18 protein-coding genes are annotated in these 16,669 nt (G+C 33.8%); 12 read left to right on the top strand and 6 right to left on the bottom strand.

Features of this window, described 5'->3' with window-relative positions; genetic code table 11:
• Window positions 1–2 precede the first annotated feature (2 nt).
• The 6 genes from speB to FGF67_RS10830 all read left to right on the top strand — a co-directional run bounded on the left by speB (window position 3) and on the right by FGF67_RS10830 (window position 3,788).
• Window positions 3–938, top strand: coding sequence for an agmatinase (gene speB / locus FGF67_RS10855; protein ID WP_139697640.1), 936 nt, complete (start codon window positions 3–5; stop codon window positions 936–938).
• Entirely contained in the window at window positions 931–1,905 is a 975-nt protein-coding gene (locus tag FGF67_RS10850) for a deoxyhypusine synthase family protein (protein WP_139697681.1), read from the top strand. The genes speB and FGF67_RS10850 overlap by 8 nt, the downstream gene beginning before the upstream one ends.
• 35 nt (window positions 1,906–1,940) lie before the next feature.
• Window positions 1,941–2,252, top strand: coding sequence for a hypothetical protein (locus tag FGF67_RS10845; protein WP_139697639.1), 312 nt, complete (start codon window positions 1,941–1,943; stop codon window positions 2,250–2,252).
• Window positions 2,253–2,281: 29 nt separating this feature from the next.
• Window positions 2,282–2,503 carry a hypothetical protein gene (locus FGF67_RS10840; RefSeq protein ID WP_139697637.1) on the top strand — a complete coding sequence of 74 codons (222 nt, stop codon included), beginning with the start codon at window positions 2,282–2,284 and terminating at the stop codon, window positions 2,501–2,503.
• A 22-nt stretch (window positions 2,504–2,525) separates the two neighbouring features.
• Entirely contained in the window at window positions 2,526–3,305 is a 780-nt protein-coding gene (locus FGF67_RS10835) for an RMD1 family protein (protein WP_139697636.1), read from the top strand.
• Between the two features lie 120 nt (window positions 3,306–3,425).
• A complete protein-coding gene (locus FGF67_RS10830) occupies window positions 3,426–3,788 on the top strand; it encodes a hypothetical protein (RefSeq protein ID WP_139697634.1) in 363 nt (120 codons plus the stop codon).
• A gap of 20 nt (window positions 3,789–3,808) precedes the next feature.
• Here the strand turns inward: FGF67_RS10830 and FGF67_RS10825 are convergent, their stop codons facing one another.
• On the bottom strand, window positions 3,809–4,984 hold the full coding sequence (locus FGF67_RS10825; protein ID WP_317128553.1) for a mannosyltransferase: 1,176 nt from the start codon (window positions 4,982–4,984) through the stop codon (window positions 3,809–3,811).
• Between the two features lie 568 nt (window positions 4,985–5,552).
• On the opposite strand from FGF67_RS10825, the gene FGF67_RS10820 reads away from it, so the two are divergent.
• Window positions 5,553–5,762 (top strand): hypothetical protein, encoded by a 210-nt coding sequence (locus tag FGF67_RS10820; RefSeq protein WP_139697630.1) that lies wholly within the window; start codon window positions 5,553–5,555, stop codon window positions 5,760–5,762.
• 328 nt (window positions 5,763–6,090) lie between these two features.
• Window positions 6,091–6,870: a hypothetical protein gene (locus tag FGF67_RS10815; protein WP_139697628.1), complete on the top strand. Its 780-nt coding sequence runs from the start codon at window positions 6,091–6,093 to the stop codon at window positions 6,868–6,870.
• A gap of 4 nt (window positions 6,871–6,874) precedes the next feature.
• Here FGF67_RS10815 and FGF67_RS10810 read toward each other — a convergent pair whose 3' ends face one another.
• The 5 genes from FGF67_RS10810 to FGF67_RS10790 are packed head-to-tail and all read right to left on the bottom strand — an operon-like array spanning window position 6,875 to window position 12,433.
• A complete protein-coding gene (locus FGF67_RS10810) occupies window positions 6,875–8,365 on the bottom strand; it encodes a cellulose synthase family protein (protein ID WP_139697626.1) in 1,491 nt (496 codons plus the stop codon).
• Entirely contained in the window at window positions 8,362–9,054 is a 693-nt protein-coding gene (locus FGF67_RS10805; protein ID WP_139697624.1) for a glycosyltransferase family 2 protein, read from the bottom strand. The genes FGF67_RS10810 and FGF67_RS10805 overlap by 4 nt, the downstream gene beginning before the upstream one ends.
• Window positions 9,051–9,533, bottom strand: a complete 483-nt coding sequence (locus tag FGF67_RS10800; protein ID WP_233244061.1) for a toxin-antitoxin system YwqK family antitoxin — start codon at window positions 9,531–9,533, stop codon at window positions 9,051–9,053. The genes FGF67_RS10805 and FGF67_RS10800 overlap by 4 nt, the downstream gene beginning before the upstream one ends.
• Entirely contained in the window at window positions 9,530–11,122 is a 1,593-nt protein-coding gene (locus FGF67_RS10795) for a 4Fe-4S binding protein (protein ID WP_139697622.1), read from the bottom strand. The genes FGF67_RS10800 and FGF67_RS10795 overlap by 4 nt, the downstream gene beginning before the upstream one ends.
• Window positions 11,123–11,125: 3 nt before the next feature.
• Window positions 11,126–12,433 carry an NAD(P)/FAD-dependent oxidoreductase gene (locus tag FGF67_RS10790; protein ID WP_139697620.1) on the bottom strand — a complete coding sequence of 436 codons (1,308 nt, stop codon included), beginning with the start codon at window positions 12,431–12,433 and terminating at the stop codon, window positions 11,126–11,128.
• A gap of 215 nt (window positions 12,434–12,648) precedes the next feature.
• Here FGF67_RS10790 and FGF67_RS10785 point away from each other — a divergent pair, with 215 nt between their 5' ends.
• From FGF67_RS10785 to FGF67_RS10770, 4 genes are read left to right on the top strand one after another with little or no spacing between them, the layout of a single operon-like run.
• Entirely contained in the window at window positions 12,649–13,362 is a 714-nt protein-coding gene (locus FGF67_RS10785; protein ID WP_139697618.1) for a DUF547 domain-containing protein, read from the top strand.
• Between the two features lie 27 nt (window positions 13,363–13,389).
• The gene (locus FGF67_RS10780) at window positions 13,390–14,313 is read left to right on the top strand and encodes a hypothetical protein (protein ID WP_139697616.1); all 924 of its coding nucleotides are present in this window, start codon (window positions 13,390–13,392) and stop codon (window positions 14,311–14,313) included.
• A 36-nt stretch (window positions 14,314–14,349) separates the two neighbouring features.
• Window positions 14,350–15,357, top strand: coding sequence for a glycoside hydrolase family 113 (locus FGF67_RS10775; RefSeq protein ID WP_233244060.1), 1,008 nt, complete (start codon window positions 14,350–14,352; stop codon window positions 15,355–15,357).
• A gap of 16 nt (window positions 15,358–15,373) precedes the next feature.
• Window positions 15,374–16,639, top strand: coding sequence for a BamA/TamA family outer membrane protein (locus tag FGF67_RS10770; RefSeq protein WP_139697614.1), 1,266 nt, complete (start codon window positions 15,374–15,376; stop codon window positions 16,637–16,639).
• Window positions 16,640–16,669 lie beyond the last annotated feature (30 nt).

Here is a 16,669-nt window from a genome sequence, read left to right as displayed (position 1 = left end):
CCATGAAAGTGAAAACATACGCAGGAATTCCAGAGGAATTTGCAAAATTAGAACAGGCTAAAATTGTTTTAATCCCAGTGCCTTATGATGGTACAAGTACGTGGCAAAAAGGAGCAGATAAAGGACCAAAAGCTTTTTTAGAAGCTTCAGAGAATATGGAGCTTTATGATATAGAAACAGGTACAGAAGTATACCAACAAGGGGTGTATTTAACTGAAGCTGTTACAGAAAATGCGTCGCCAGAAGCTATGGTTGAAGCGGTGCATCAAACCACAAAAAAATACATAAAAAAGAACAAGTTTGTAACCATTTTTGGTGGCGAGCACTCCATCTCAATAGGAACAATTAGAGCATTTAATGAAATGTATCCTAGTTTAACCGTATTACATATTGATGCGCATGCCGATTTACGTCAGTCATACGAAGGCTCTACCTGTAATCATGCTTGTGCCGTTTATGAAGCGAGTCAAACCACTAATTTAATTCAGGTTGGTATACGCTCTATGGATATTATGGAAAAAACCGTGATGGATGAAGATAAAACATATTTTGCACATGATATGGCTGTTGATGATTCTTGGATGGATGCAGCTATTGATCAGATGACAGATAATGTGTTTATCACATTTGATTTAGATGCCTTTGATCCGTCTATATTACCAAGCACAGGAACCCCAGAACCGGGCGGCCTTTTGTGGTATGAAACCTTAGACTTTTTAAAGCAAGTGTTTGAAGAAAAAAATGTAGTAGGTTTTGATATTGTTGAGCTTTGTCCGAACAAAAAGGAAAAATCATCAGACTTTTTAGCGGCTAAATTATATTATAAAATGTTAAGCTATAAGTTTATGAATGATGAAATAAATGATGAATATGATAACGCCTTTCAAATAACAGAACAAAAAAAGAACCCATTAAAATTTGAAGAAAATGATTACTAGCAAAGGGCCTATTTCACAATTTATAGAAACTCATTATTTGCATTTCAATGCTGCAACATTGGTTGATGCAGCAAAAGGTTATGAAGCGCAGTTAAATAGTGGGGCAAAAATGTTAGTGTCATTAGCAGGAGCAATGAGTACAGCTGAATTAGGGAAAAGTTTTGCTGAAATGATTCGTCAAGATAAAGTCCAAATTATTTCATGTACAGGTGCTAACCTTGAGGAGGATATCATGAATCTAGTAGCACATTCGCATTACAAACGTGTGCCTAATTACCGTGATTTAACGCCTCAAGAAGAATGGGATTTATTAGAAAAAGGATTAAATCGTGTAACAGATACCTGTATTCCCGAAGAAGAAGCCTTCCGCAGATTACAACAACATATTTTTAAAATATGGCAAGAAGCTGAAGCTAAAGGAGAGCGTTATTTGCCTCATGAGTATATGTATAAAATGTTGTTGTCAGGCGTATTAGAACAGTATTATGAAATTGATATAAAAGATTCATGGATGTATGCTGCTGCCGAAAAGAATTTACCTATTGTATGCCCTGGTTGGGAAGATAGTACTATGGGAAATATTTTTGCAAGCTACGTTTTAAAAGGTGAATTAAAGGCAAGTACCATGAAATCTGGTATTGAGTATATGACCTTTTTAGCAGATTGGTATACTGAGAATTCAGAAAAAGGCATTGGTTTCTTTCAAATAGGAGGTGGTATTGCAGGAGATTTTCCTATATGTGTTGTACCTATGTTGTATCAAGATATGGAACGTACAGATACCCCTTTTTGGAGCTATTTTTGTCAAATAAGTGATTCAACAACAAGCTATGGTTCGTATTCTGGAGCAGTACCAAATGAAAAAATCACGTGGGGAAAGCTAGATATAGATACCCCAAAATTTATCATAGAAAGTGATGCAACTATTGTTGCGCCTTTAATTTTTGCTTATCTTTTGGGCAAGTAAAAATGACCAAATCAGAAAAAACAATAAAACCGAACATGAAACATAGAAATGATAATTTAAAGCGTGTTATAGTTGATTTCAAAAAGCTTACGCCAGAAATATTGGCCTTATTGGTAGAACGTTATCCTGATGGGTATGATGATGACGATATTATATCTTTTAGAAATCAACATAACGATATGATTGAAGCGGTTGAAGTAACTACAGAAGACACTAAATACCTTGTAAAGGTAAGTTCTAAATTATCTGTAACGATGGAGAATTATGATGTTGAAGATTATGAAGATTTTGCTGATGATGATCCAGAAGCCATTCAACCCCCTAGTATGGATGATGAAGAAGAATAAATAAACACTAATATAATTAATTATACATCATGAGAACTGCTGTTTTTAAGTCTTACAAAAACGGTTATTACAATTTTTGGTTTGAAAATGGAGAAGAATTGGCTTTTGAGGAAGTGCATCCAAGAGTATTAAAACAATTCGATTTAAAAAATGACAAAAGCTTAATTGATTTAAACTTTAGAATATCTTTTGTAGAAGATGGTGATGATGATAATCCCATATACAGAGTAGAAAGTTTAAAGCCACTCTAAAACATGTTTATTACAATTCATAATGTATTCAGTAGTTGCTTACCAAGTAGCTAGTGCTATCAATATAAAAACTAGTAAACAGCAGTTGCCGTGGCAACTGCTGTTTCAAGATAGCGACGAACTTTATTATAAAAGTTCAAACAATCAGTTTGTTTACATATTTCAGTATGGCATGGTCTGTTTTTTCAATATGACCAGTGCTGAAATTGAAATGGCATTAAAAGAAATAACCCCTTTTTGTAGTCATTACTTTTCCGAAAAATTATCTGATTCAGTACAAGTCTTTGTTAAATCTGGTATCTTAAAAGTTCAATTTGACAGTGTTATTCTTCCTAGTTTAGATCAGGAAATGATTCGTTTGGTGATGTTAAATGCCTCACAGTCTGTCGCTCTAAATAGGTATTCAGAAATTACTGAAGAATTATTAATAGAAACGAATAAACATACCTTATACCTTGAGGAGAAAGGGAAGTTAGATATTTCTGGACATAAGTTAAAGCGCTTTATAGGTAAGGTACTTAACATAAAAAACAAGATTTCTGAAAACCTTTATATTTTTGATTCGCCCGATATCACTTGGGAAAATGAAGCGCTTAATAGGCTTAATCTAGATTTAAAACGCTCTTTTGATTTAAAAGATAGGTATCGATTAATCCACGACAGAATAGAAATCATTAAAGAAAATCTAGAGCTTTTTAAAGATATTATGGATCATAAAGAGAGTAGTTTGCTGGAGTGGATCATCATTATTCTTATCGTTATTGAGGTGTTAGATTTGTTTGTGGTAAAGTTTTTTACATAGGCGTTTTTTTCAATAGGATAATAAGCCGTATATTTAAAAGGTAGTTTATAACTGTTTTTGTGGTATGGTTTTTGAAATTTCTTTGCAAGCACCAATGTATAATTAAAAACTGAAATAAAAATGATGAAAAAAATAATGGTTCTGAGCGTTTTCGCATTGAGTATTATGACGCTTTCAAGTTTTAAAGCAGATATTGAAACAAATAAAAGTTGTAATATAGAGGTATACCAAGAAGGTTTAGTTGTTTATGCGGACTACAAGGGGTATACAGATACAGGCTATACTTTTGAGAAAAAAGACAAAAAGGGGAATATAACGACTTTCACATTTCATGAAATAAAACCCAAAGCGTTGAAAAAGTATGATTTAAAATCAGATGCTTTGGTAGGAACGTTTTTTAAAATTACGTTTAATAAAGACGATAATTTTACAAAAGAAGAGCATGATGATAAGCATATTATTACTGATTTAGAAAAACATTGATAAAAGAAAATTACACAACATTAAGCTCCTGTTTTTGGGGCTTTTTTTATAAAAATGTCCCAGATAAAAACACCGTAAACAAGAAGGTATTCAAGAGCAATAATCACGAAGTTTTCAGATTTATCTGGTTTATTTAAGTTTAAATAAGCTAAATAGCTAAGTATAATAACACCACTCCAAACTAAAGGGAACTTATATTTGGTAAACACAGCCAGTATAAGTAAAGTAGCTATGTACCAAGGATGAACAGTTGTTGCCATAAAATAATAAAGGGTCAACACCATAAGCATGGCTGTTATTAATCTTGCTGTGGTTTTATTATTTCGCAAAAAAGTTATAGTGAGCGTAACCGCTAAAACCAATACGGGTATTACCTTTCCAATAATTTCTATTTCATTGTAGCCTCTAAACTTATAGCCTAGCTCTCTTGCTATATAATAAAGGCTAGCGTTAAATTCAAAATTTTGAAACCAAAGTGCTACTGTCTGTGTATAATTATGAACAAATTTAGAAGAATAAAAAGGTACAAAAAGTGATAAGGTACATAAAAGAACTAACCCATAAAAAGCGATTAAGCGTTTTATCCCTGGTTTTATTCCATATAGATTAATAAACCATTGAAGAAATAATGGAAGAAATATGAGTGGTATTAATTTTACCGAAATGGATAAAGCTAAAGTAACAGCAGCCCAATACCATTTGCGGATATGGAGCAAATACAGACTCCAAACAAGGAAGAAAATCATAACTCCTTCAAAATGTAAATTCCCTGTAAGTTCAATGATAATAAAAGGGTTCAAAATATACCAAAAGATATAATAAGAAGGCATTTTAAGTTGTTTAAGTAGTTTTTGACCAAAGAAAAGTGTTCCAAAATCGGCCGAAATAATCAATAGGCGCATAATAACCACAGATCCTAAAATACTTTTAGAAGACCATAGCGCCGCTACGGCAAAACATAATTGGTTTACAGGAGGGTAATTTGTGAAATGGCTAGCGTTTAAATCGCCCATCCCATGGCGCAATGCTTCGGCTTGATGGATAGGTAGTTGCCCGTTGTCAAAAAAAGATTGCACAGTGTATAGATAAGGATTGTAACCTTCTAAAATCATCCTGCCGTCCCAAATAAATCGGAAAAAATCTTGTGATAAATTAGGTATGGCTACAATAAAAATGACTCTGAATCCAAAGGCCATATAGGTTAAGATTTTTGGACTATTATTAAAGTGTTTAACACTGTAATAAAATAAGCCAAAGAGAATAGCGTAAAGACCAACCAGTTTTATGTAATCTGTTCTAACTACTATATATGCAAAAAAGCTGTAAAGTGAGGCGCACAAAAGCGCCACGATGATAAAAAGATTGTTGCATTTAAGAAGATTGGAATGTGTTAGCATGAATCAAATATAATACTATTGTTAGTTTCATTTATAAAATCTAATAATCAAGTAAATATGAGATTTGGCCCTTAAATACAGTGTGTAATTCAATGAGGTATAATTTTTGAGACAAGATTAAAAACGTTATATGAAGAACAGAATCTTGCTGATACCCTTATTTTGTGTGATGTGTAATATGCTTGTAGCTCAAAAAGGCTATAATGCTGGTTATATCATTACCTTAAGGGAGACACCTTATTTGGAAAAATAAAAGATTTCAAAGGATGCCCAGATTGATCTTCATAGACTCGATCATTTTTTTCAAACTGTTTTAAGTGGACAACCTAATTAAAAACTTATTTAAAGGAAAAGCAACATGTGCTATATGTCATTATGGGACCGCTTTTACAAAGGACGGCCAGAAGGCCCTGATAAAACTTTTCTTTTTAGAGGAATAAAGGATTCTCTACTGTATTTGTATGATGGAAGGTTGCCAACTTTAGACGATGCGACTGAGTTTTTTAATTTAATTTTTGGACTGAAATTAACAAAAGAAGAGAAAAGGGCTATTACCGCATATATGATGTGTTTGTAGTGTTTTGTAAATCACCTAATCGAAGTAGTGAAAATAAAAACAGTAAAGTTAGGCTTTACTGTTTTTTATGTTTTGAATTGTATTTGTATTCAAAAAAAATATTAAGTTTAAGGATATTTTGACTAGGCCTTCTTTTAATTTAGGTGTTTTTATTAAAGGAGTTGAGGTCTTGAAACTTCAACGAGCTTTGCGCTGAAAAAAAAATATCTTAATTTCGTTAAAACTGATTTATATTGCCGTTTAAAACTTTGAACGGCCTAAAGAAAATAAAAGGTGTTAACGGATATTATTTGGTTTTACTGGGTTATCACTCAAAAAATTTAATCGTATGAGTTTTTTAAAAATAAGCGTCTTTAGCCCTTTTAATAAGACAGCTGTTTTATGGGTTATTCTTTTTGTTTTAGGGTATTCGTCTCATTGTCAAGAAGTTGTCAATGAAACTGTTCGCATTCCAGAGCCTTTAATGTTTGATTTGGTGCGTGGTTTGGGTGCAAAACAAGGCGAATTAGAAATAAATTCATTGGCCGATTTTCCGTTAAATAAAACGTCTAGCAGAAAAGTGGAATGGGCTCCCGAGATTGAATATGCTATGTTTGATGGTTTCGCCGTAGAATTAGAATTTCCTATGGAGAATTTTGAATTAGAAGCGTTTAAAGCAGCTATTCAATGGACTATAGGCGCATCAAAAAACAATCAGTTTATACATGGTATTCAGGTTATTGCCGAACAGTATATTCACGATGATATTTTAGAACTAAATTTTCTCTACGTTCCGGCCTATCGGTTCAATGAGGTTTGGAGTGCTATTGGTCTGTTTGGTGTTATGATTGAAACAGGTAAAGATGCCGCAAGAAAGAAAAACACCATTGTTCTGAATGCTTCGCTTTTTGCCGATGTGAATGAACATACGGTTGTAGGCTTAGAATTGAATAATACCAATCCTATGATTCAGAAAATAGATAGTAATGACATGGAACTACTTGTGCTTCCGCAAGTACATTATGAATTTGGAAGTGGTTTCGCTACGCAATTGGGCTTTGGACCTAAATTTGCAAAAGGCAGTACCCCAGAAGCTTCTGCTGTATTAAGAGTTATTAAATCGTTTTGAGACTTTAAACTTTTGAGGCTAAAGATTTAAAAAACACATAACCAAAACCTATGAAAAGCATCAGGTGAAACGGAAAAAGCCCAAAATCACCTCCTTGGTTGCCTACAATAAAGGCACTGTACATACCAAAACCAAAATAGAGCATAAGCAAGCCTTCAAAAACCACATTGACTGAAATGTTTTTTCTCAGGTATTTATTGTGCTTCCAGTTGTCTTTATACTTTTTTAGATTAAATTTTGGGGTACGTACAAATTCACTTTTCTTTCCCCAGTGGCCTTCTAAAACCGCTATAGAGTTATGAAGGGAAAAACCCATAGCTATTGAGAAAAACACGAAAAACATGCCTATATACCGAAAGAAGTTTTTAAAGCCTCCACCATAAATATTCTTGTACATAAACCAATAACATATAAAGAAAATTATGGTACTCATCACAAAGAAACTCATGATATAAAAATACGGTCTTAAATGGGCATATTCATTTTTAATGTAAAGCATGGGAATGCTTAATACGCCAACAATGAGTACATTTAAAAACATGGTGCTATTTAGTAAGTGCAACAAACCATGTAATTTTGTTTTTGTCGAAATATTAGAACTTTTTATTAGGCGACCCAACATTTTTCTAAAGTTTTCGGCACCGCCTTTATTCCATCTAAATTGCTGTGATCTTGCCGCACTAATAACTATAGGTAATTCAGCAGGTGTTTCAACATCTTCTAAATATTTGAATTTCCAATTTTTTAATTGAGCACGATAGCTTAGGTCTAAATCTTCAGTAAGTGTATCACCTTCCCAATTTCCGGCGTCAATGATGCATGCTTTTCTCCATATACCAGCAGTACCATTAAAGTTTATAAAATGGCCTTTACTGTTTCTGCCTGTTTGTTCTAAAGTAAAATGAGCATCTAAGGCAAAAGCTTGAATTTTGGTTAGTATGGAATAGTTTCTATTAATATGCCCCCAGCGTGTTTGTACTACACCAATTTCAGGGTCTTTAAAATAAGGCACGGTTTGTTTTAGCCAATCTTTTTTTGGTAAAAAATCTGAATCGAATATGGCAATTATATCGCCTTTGGCAATTTCAAGGCCTTCTTTTAGAGCACCTGCTTTAAATCCTTTTCGGTTTGTTCTGGTAATATGTTTTATATCGAGTCCTGTGGCTTGAAGTTGCTCAATATGTTGTTTGGTGGTTAATACAGTTTCATCAGTAGAGTCGTCTAATACCTGAATCTCTAGTTTGTTTTTAGGATATTCAATTTGGGCTATGTTATCCAACAAGCGTTCCATGACATACATTTCGTTATATACCGGAAGCTGAATGGTCACATAAGGTGTTTCTTCTGGTTTAGATAAGTCTAATTTAGGGCAGTTGTCTTTAACTTTTTTTGAAGACAAATAATTAAACAGAAGATTTAATTGTGCTAAGGCATACATGAAAATTAGTAGTAGCGATATGCTATAAATAAAAATAATTAATGTTTGTAAAATCATTTTTTAAAACTGTATTTAAAAATCCACCCTAAGATTTTAACACCCGCTAAAACCGCTCCTTTTATCGTGCCAGAAACTTTTGAGGTACCAATCCTATTTCTATATTTAACAGGTATTTCTGTATATGATAATTTTTGTTTTAAGACTTTTAGTTGCATTTCTATTGTCCAACCATAGGTCTTGTCTTCCATGTTTAATCCTACAAGTTTATCATATTTAATAGCTCTAAATGGTCCCAAATCTGTAAACTGCGCTCTAAAGAATAGCTTCATAAGTGTTGTGGCCAACCAATTGCCAAAAATTTGAGGTATAGTCATTGATCCTGATGCTCTCAATGCTTTTACTCTGGCTCCAATAACAAAATCAATATTCTTTTCTATGATTGGAGCGACAATGTTATCAAGTTCTTCAGGATAATCACTATAATCACCATCAAGAAATACAATGATGTCTGGTTTTTGAGGTAAATTAGCTATATAAGCTAAACCTTTTAAACAGGCATGACCATAGCCTTTGTGTATCTCTTTTAAAACGGTTGCACCTGCTTTTTTTGCATTAAGTTCAGTACTATCATTAGAGTTATTATTTACAACAACAACTTCATCAACCTGTTTAGGGATGTCTTTTACAACCAGACCAATGGAGTCAGCCTCATTAAAAGCAGGAATGATAACTTTTATTTTGGTCATTTGAGATTACTTAATTTATTGTCTCTTTTAAAGTCGGCAAAGTTAGTCCATTCTTTTAATTTTTTGCCAGATTTATACTTAGAAGCAGCCACTAAAACCTCATTTTTATATATTAAACAAAATCCGTTTTTCAGATTGTCTTTTAATTGACATTTATGTTCAATATTTTGATTTTTATCATAAAATAGCCACCATCCTGATTTTTTATTTTGAAGAAATCTGCCTTCTTTTTCCTTTTTACCATTGTAGTTATAAAAAATCCAGTAGTTTGTCTTTACATTTTCAGTGTAATGTCCTTCCGCTTTGATCTTGCCATTTGGATGGTAAAAATACCAGTAGTTTTGTTTTTTGTGACTTTGCATCCAGCCTTCCGAGATTAAAAGCTGTTGGGGGTCATAATTTTTTTGATAGACCTTTTGGGCGCTAACTGTAAAAACTACACCGACAAAAAAAGCTAAACATAGAGGTAATCGTATCAATTTTTTTTGTTTACAAAATGCATAAGGTCAACGTCATTACCTAATAAAACATCATTGGGGTTTATGCGTCCTTTCATGCTTTGGTTTTCTAATTTGAGTACGCCACGAGGACATACCGCAGCGCAGATACCACAACCCACACAACTAGAGCGAACAATATTTTCTCCTTTTTGAGCATAGGCACGTACATCAATTCCCATTTCGCAGTAAGTAGAACAATTACCACATGAAATGCATTGTCCGCCATTTGTTGTTATTCTGAATTTTGAAAATAACCTTTGTTGAAATCCTAATACGGCAGCCATAGGGCAGCCAAATCTGCACCAAGCTCTGTTGCCTAAAATAGGGTAAAATCCTGTGCCAATAACTCCAGAAAAAATGGAACCAATATAAAGCCCATAAGCCGATCTTAGTGTGCCTGAATTAATATAGAATAAGTGCTCTGTTGTGCTTGTAGTATGCATAAAAGCCAAAAGCAAAATGATAGTAAAAAATCCAAGGGCTCCATATTTGGCATCTTTAGCTAGTTCTTGACGTTTAAAAATCATAACACCTACAAAAATTAAAGTTAAGAACCCGATCACCAAACTGATAAAAAGTCCTCTTGTAAGCCAGAAATCATTACTGTCATAACCAAGATAGGTATAGATCATAGCAGTGGTCATAACCACAGAGAACACCAAAACAAGATGAATTAGCCACCGTTCAATTTGCCAGGCATAGCGTTTCTTTGATGATAATTGTCTGAACGAATCACCCGCAGTTTCAGCTAAACCGCCGCATCCACAAACCCAGGAACAGTACCATCGTTTTCCGTACTTGTATGTTAAAATAGGGGTGATTACAAAAATGGAAATAATGCCAAAGAGTAATAAGCCTAAACCAATATTTCCGCTAGATAAAAAAGCTTTTACAGACCATTCATCAAACAGATAATAGTTTAGTGGCCAAATGTTTTTTAAATCGTAATAAGGCAAGTCATTGTTCATGACGTACATAAATTCAGGAATTAAAAAAGCAAAACCTAATTGAAAAAACATTACGGACAAGGTTCTTAATTGTTGGTATTTGTTGTGTTTATATTTGAGAATAAACTTAACGCCAAACGTTAAAATAGCGAGTGTATAAAGTGTGCCATATACAAACCATTGGCTTGCAGGACGATTACTTAATAACTGACTTAGAGGGTCAAATAAACCAATAAGTCCCTCATTTTCTGCGCCATTTTCACCCAAGCCTAAATACTTAGGAAAGAAGTAAAGAACTATGTAAAAAGTGGTTAGTATAACGCCTGCCATCCATCCCCAAATCCCTCTTGAGGAAACAGATTTAAACCAAACGCCATCATTTTTTATGCCTCCCATAGTGTTAACATAGGATGCTCTTGAATAAAGTACTATGCCAAGTGCTATAAGCCCTAGTGATAACGTAAGAAACAGCCCCTTATTTGGGAAGTCAACATGGCATAAAGCTAAAATCAAAATAAAAAGTCCAACAATTCCAATGCACAAAGCCACTTTATGCATATTGGAAATACCAAGAGCATCAGGTTTTGCTAATGACATACTATGATTAATCTTGCTATTCATAAGTTAGACAGTTTCAAGGTTTTTGTAAAATGCGGTCTGTATTTCAGGAGCGTAACATTTATAGAATTCAGGGTCAAAGTTGGCTTCTTTTAAATGTTGAATTACGTATTCAACACTTTTATTTTCCGATAACCATCGGTCAAAGGTGTCATGCCGCATTCTAATACCAAAGGTGTTTATGCCTAAAAAAGTTCTATTTTGGCTATGGTAGGCTATGGTAATACATTTGGTGTCATCATGGTGTTTCCAATGGAAATGCGTTTCATAATCAGGCTTCCCTTTAGCGCCATGTACCCAACCATAGGTTTGGTATTCAATATCAAAAAATTTAGCGGAGTTAAACCAGTGCCCAGGGGTGTATTTTGTTTTGTTGCCGCAAATAGTCTGTGCTACGGTTTCTCCCATCATGCGTCCAGTATACCACACGGCTTCAATGGGTCTGCGTTGCCCTATGGGGGCATGTTGCTCGGCACAATCGCCAATAGCATAGACATTGGTGATGTTGGTCTCTAAATACCGATTGACTTTAACTCCTTTACCTATTTCAATATTGGAGTCTTTTAAAAAATCTATATTTGGAGATACCCCAGCGGTTAGTCCAACCACATTACACGGTATTTCTTCACCAGTTTCCTCTATGATAATAGATTTAACTTTTCCGTTTTCATCAGCTATAATTTCTTTTAAATTGGAACTAAGTCTTAAATCAATATGGTGATTTTTAATATGCCTGTTTATCATAGCACTTTCGCCTTCGGGCAAAATACCATTCCAGAAACTGTTTTCCCTTACTAAAAACGTTACAGGAATACGTCTTGAATGTAGCATTTCAGCTAATTCTATGCCTATAAGACCACCTCCAACAATCACGGCACGTTTACATACAGAATTGTTTGGAGCGTATTTTTCAAGGTTTTCTAAATCTTGTTTATGGTACATGCCCATTACGCCATTTAGATTTTCACCAGGCCAGCCAAATTTGTTGGGTTTGCTTCCTGTAGCAATAATTAAAGTGTCATAGTTAAGCGTGTCATTATTTGAAAAGAGAAGTTGTTTATTGTCGGTATCCACCTGTTTTATAAATCCTTTTTTTAAGTCTATTTTGTTTTTTTTCCAAAACCAATTTTCGTAAGGCTGGGTATGCTCAAAAGTCATATGTCCCATATAAACATACATTAAAGCGGTACGAGAAAAGAAATAATCTGTTTCTGAAGAAACTATGGTAATACGCTTTTTTGAAAGCTTTCTAATATGTCTGGCAGCTGTAACACCAGATATGCCGTTGCCTATTATAACAGTGTGTTCTTCCATATTTGTTTGGTAGTTGAGTCATTTCGGTCGTTCCTAAAGATAAGAACTTAATATTTGACGTTTAATTTAGAACGGATTTAAATTGAAGTTCCTTTGTAAGGACATACTTGAATTTAAGACGAGAAATTTTCTGTACTTTTTATGAAAGTTTAAGTTGATTAATAGGACTTAGTTATGGTAAACGTGATAACTAACTCAAACTTTCAGAAAAACAGATGAAACAATCTATACTATTTTTTGTCTTCCTGTGGGCTGCTTTCTCTTTGCGAGCCCAGAATGTTGAAGCTTTTTTTAATAAAACGGATACATTCTTAAAAATCCATGTTGTTAACGGCAAAGTAGCCTATGAAGCTATTAAAAAGGATACTAAAGCGCTTGAAGAATTAATGAATATAGGAGAGACAATTTCAATTGAAAAATCGGAAGAATTGGTCTATCAATCTTTTTGGATAAATGCTTATAATCTGGCCGTTATAAAAGGTGTTGTTGATAATTATCCAATCAACTCGCCTCTTGATGTCTCTGGTTTTTTTGATAAAACAACCTTCAACTTAGCAAGTAAAAAAGTTACATTAAATGATATAGAGCATAAACTATTAAGAGCTCAATTTAATGATGCCCGATTTCATTTTGTATTGGTTTGCGGAGCTATTGGGTGTCCGCCTTTAATTAGTGAAGCCTACCTACCTGAAACCCTAGAAACACAACTAGAACAACAAACTAAATTGGCCTTAAATGGTGATTTTATTCGCGTAAATTTCAAGAAAAATCGCGTAGAAGTCTCTCAAATTATGGAATGGTATAAAGAAGACTTTACTATGCATGGTAGCACAGAGATTGATTTTATTAACCAATACCGAGCTGATGTAATATCCAGCACATTTAAACTTCGCTATTTTCCTTACAACTGGAGTATAAACAAACAATAAAAATAGAAACCAAATAAACTATTTCAAATGAAAAGACTATGTACCCTTGCCTTTATGTTTACCCTCACTTTTTACGGTTTTTCTCAAAATGAACAAGAACGAAGTAATATACAAACCTACACACCATCTAAACTTTTAAGTAAGGGGCAGTGGGATATTAAATTTTTTAATAGTGTTTATACACAAACCGAAAGAACAGATGCCGGGACTAAGTCCGTTACAATACCAAGAGAAACGTTTTTTACAAATACTACTGAAATTTATACTGGTATAAGTGCTAAGGCTCGAGTGAATATTGGGCTTGTTTTTCAAATAAGGTCAAACACATTTAACGGCGCTGGTGCGCTTGATGTTTTTAAGTTTAAAAACGATTTAGTGAATTCGAGAAGCGGATTAACCACTTTAGCACCTTCCATTAGAGTGCAACCTTTTGTAAGTTTGCCTACATTTTCTGTGACCTCATCGGTGTATTTTCCTGTGTTTAAAGACGAGGCATTTCCAGGTGAGAATAATGATCCTGTGTATTTAGATAAAAGAAGTGTGTTTTGGGAAACAAAATTCTTTTATGATAATACTTTTGGGGCTGATAAATGGCAAATTTTTACCGAAATAGATTTAGGTTTTAATTTTGGAGAAAAATCAACAGATGCTGATTTTAATACCGCAAATATATCAGAGCGTTATGCAAATAATAGCTTGTTTATGCCTATAAGTGCTTTTTTGAGTTATTTTCCAACTTCAAAATCAACTATTTTTATTAACGGTCAACAGGCCTTTTTAATTGATTTAGGAAACAATTTTTCACAAAACTATACCCAATTAGGTTTTGGTGGTAAATACCAAATAACCAAAATACTTAATATTGAGGCATCATTTGGAAAATTTATTAGAGGTTATAGTTTTCAAGGTTTAGGGCAAACATTTAGTTTAGGACTTAGAGCATTGTTTTGAGTAATTATGGTAATTTAGGAATGTAAAATTGTATTCATGACATCTTTAAAACACGCCGTAACCCTTATTTTGATGTTTAGTTTTGGTGCTTGTAAACCACAAACAGAGAAGATTAATGGCGTTAGTTTTGTGGCTTCAAAACATGAGATTGACCATACTAACATTAAACCTGTTGTTAAAGTTAATGCCAATTATGCGGCTATTATGCCTTTTGGATTTATTGAAGATATATCACATCCAGATATTATATTTAATACAGACAGGCAGTGGTTTGGGGAACGAAAAGATGGCGTGATACAGTATATTAAAACACTACGAAAGCATAATATCAAAATCATGTTAAAACCTCAAATATGGGTTTGGCGTGGTAAATATACAGGTCTCATTAAAATGGAGAGCGAAGCACATTGGCAGCTACTAGAAACAGCATATTCTCGTTTTATTTTAGAGTATGCGCAGTTGGCAGAAACTATGAAAGTCCCTATATTTTGTATTGGAACCGAATTAGAAAAATTTATAGAAAACAGACCAGAATATTGGAAGAATTTAATCTTAAAAATAAAAGCCATTTACAAAGGAAAACTCACCTATGCCGCCAACTGGGATGAATTTAAGCGTACACTGTTTTGGGATCAACTTGATTTTATAGGTATTGATGCTTATTTTCCAGTAAGTGAAGCAAAGACCCCAACTATTGAAGATTGCTTAAAAGGCTGGGAACCTTATAAATTAGTGATAAAGACTATGGCAGAAAAGTATAATAAAGCTGTGCTGTTTACTGAATATGGTTATAGAAGTGTTGACTATACAGGGAAAGAACCTTGGCAAACTAGCAGAGCGTCGGGAGGTAATAATCCATTAGCCCAAACAAATGCTATGACAGCCTTGTATGAAACCTTTTGGCATGAGCCTTGGTTTGCAGGAGGGTTTGTTTGGAAATGGTTTCATAATCATACCGAGGTTGGAGGTCTAGAAAATAATAGGTTTACACCTCAAAACAAACCTGCTGAAGAAGTCATTAGAAAACAATATCAATTGCAATAACACCCGTTTTGTTTGAATGAAAAGCGCACAATTTCTATTTGGTCTTATTTTATTATTGTTCCAGAACGTTTTCGGACAAGAAAGGGTGATTCATAATTTTAAAATTCAAGGGAATAATCGCGTTAAAGCCAGTTTTATTAAAAGAATTTCAACAGTAAAAATTGGCGCTGCGCTTGATTCAGCTATGCTTGATAAAGATATTGTTAGGTTGAAGCGTTTACCTTCAATTGCTCATGCTTACTATCAAGTTTTTCCAGATAAAGCAAAGGGGTATCATGTTTTATATAATATAGAAGAAAATTTTACCCTTATACCTTCGCTTAATGTGTATACTACAAATGATGATGAATTTGCGTATAGGTTAGGGCTTTATGAGTTTAATACTTTAGACAGAGGCATTATTTTTGGTGGGTTTTATCAAAAAGATATTTACAGTTCATATGCTATTAATTTTAGGGCGCCTTATCTGTTTTCAAACAAATGGGGGCTCGCTATAAACAGGCAAGATTTAACAACACTAGAGCCCGTTTTTTTTGATAACACCTCTTCAAGCTATCGCTATAATAATGATTCTTTTGAGGTGTTGGGTTTGTATGAAATGAATTTTTATAACCGTTTTGAATTGGGTTTAAATTACTTTAAGGAGGCATATGAATACCAATTTGGAGCTACCAGTCCAAATGTGCCGCAAGATTTGAACGTAAAAAAATGGTTATTACGCTTTGTGTACGACTATAATAAGTTAGATTATTTTTATCAATACGTATCAGGGTTTAGAAGCTGGTTTACCTTTCAATATGTAACCTCTACCAACGATACTTTACCAGATTTTTTTGTGGGCTGGAACGACTTTTTTTGGTTTCAGCGTGTTGGTAAACATGGCAATTGGGCAAATAGATTACGTTTTGGTTTGGCTACTAATGATAAAACGCCTTTTGCGCCATTTTCTGTTGATAATAATGTGAATATTCGTGGGGTAGGAAATGTGATTGATCGTGGTACGGGTTCTGTGGTTTTAAATACTGAGTATAGAGCTACTTTAGTAGAGAAAGGCTGGTTTGTTTTACAAGGTAATGCTTTTATTGATGCCGGTTCTTGGCGCAACCCTGGTGGGCCATTATCTGATTTTCTTATTAGTGACAATATAAAAGTCTATCCAGGTCTTGGATTCCGATTCATTCATAAAAAAATTTATAACGCCATTTTTAGAATAGATTATGGCTATGGTGTTACCAAAAATGCCAGTCAAGGGTTTGTTTTTGGAATAGGGCAATATTTTTAGGTATTAAAGCCACTTTCATTTAGTTGTTTT

The sequence above is a fragment of the Allotamlana fucoidanivorans genome, from assembly GCF_006265225.1.
GTDB lineage: Bacteria > Bacteroidota > Bacteroidia > Flavobacteriales > Flavobacteriaceae > Allotamlana > Allotamlana fucoidanivorans.
The sequence above is the reverse complement of the archived record's forward strand: the minus strand, read 5'-3'. Positions and strand labels throughout refer to the sequence as shown.

What these genes read in the sequence shown, in the direction of transcription:
- speB (WP_139697640.1), top strand. Translation starts at nt 3, where the DNA reads ATGAAAGTGAAAACATACGCAGGAATTCCAGAGGAATTTGCAAAATTA.
- FGF67_RS10845 (WP_139697639.1), top strand. Translation starts at nt 1,941, where the DNA reads ATGAAACATAGAAATGATAATTTAAAGCGTGTTATAGTTGATTTCAAA.
- FGF67_RS10840 (WP_139697637.1), top strand. Translation starts at nt 2,282, where the DNA reads ATGAGAACTGCTGTTTTTAAGTCTTACAAAAACGGTTATTACAATTTT.
- FGF67_RS10835 (WP_139697636.1), top strand. Translation starts at nt 2,526, where the DNA reads ATGTATTCAGTAGTTGCTTACCAAGTAGCTAGTGCTATCAATATAAAA.
- FGF67_RS10830 (WP_139697634.1), top strand. Translation starts at nt 3,426, where the DNA reads ATGATGAAAAAAATAATGGTTCTGAGCGTTTTCGCATTGAGTATTATG.
- FGF67_RS10825 (WP_317128553.1), bottom strand. Translation starts at nt 4,984, where the DNA reads ATGGCCTTTGGATTCAGAGTCATTTTTATTGTAGCCATACCTAATTTA.
- FGF67_RS10820 (WP_139697630.1), top strand. Translation starts at nt 5,553, where the DNA reads ATGTCATTATGGGACCGCTTTTACAAAGGACGGCCAGAAGGCCCTGAT.
- FGF67_RS10815 (WP_139697628.1), top strand. Translation starts at nt 6,091, where the DNA reads ATGAGTTTTTTAAAAATAAGCGTCTTTAGCCCTTTTAATAAGACAGCT.
- FGF67_RS10810 (WP_139697626.1), bottom strand. Translation starts at nt 8,365, where the DNA reads ATGATTTTACAAACATTAATTATTTTTATTTATAGCATATCGCTACTA.
- FGF67_RS10805 (WP_139697624.1), bottom strand. Translation starts at nt 9,054, where the DNA reads ATGACCAAAATAAAAGTTATCATTCCTGCTTTTAATGAGGCTGACTCC.
- FGF67_RS10795 (WP_139697622.1), bottom strand. Translation starts at nt 11,122, where the DNA reads ATGAATAGCAAGATTAATCATAGTATGTCATTAGCAAAACCTGATGCT.
- FGF67_RS10790 (WP_139697620.1), bottom strand. Translation starts at nt 12,433, where the DNA reads ATGGAAGAACACACTGTTATAATAGGCAACGGCATATCTGGTGTTACA.
- FGF67_RS10785 (WP_139697618.1), top strand. Translation starts at nt 12,649, where the DNA reads ATGAAACAATCTATACTATTTTTTGTCTTCCTGTGGGCTGCTTTCTCT.
- FGF67_RS10780 (WP_139697616.1), top strand. Translation starts at nt 13,390, where the DNA reads ATGAAAAGACTATGTACCCTTGCCTTTATGTTTACCCTCACTTTTTAC.
- FGF67_RS10775 (WP_233244060.1), top strand. Translation starts at nt 14,350, where the DNA reads ATGACATCTTTAAAACACGCCGTAACCCTTATTTTGATGTTTAGTTTT.
- FGF67_RS10770 (WP_139697614.1), top strand. Translation starts at nt 15,374, where the DNA reads ATGAAAAGCGCACAATTTCTATTTGGTCTTATTTTATTATTGTTCCAG.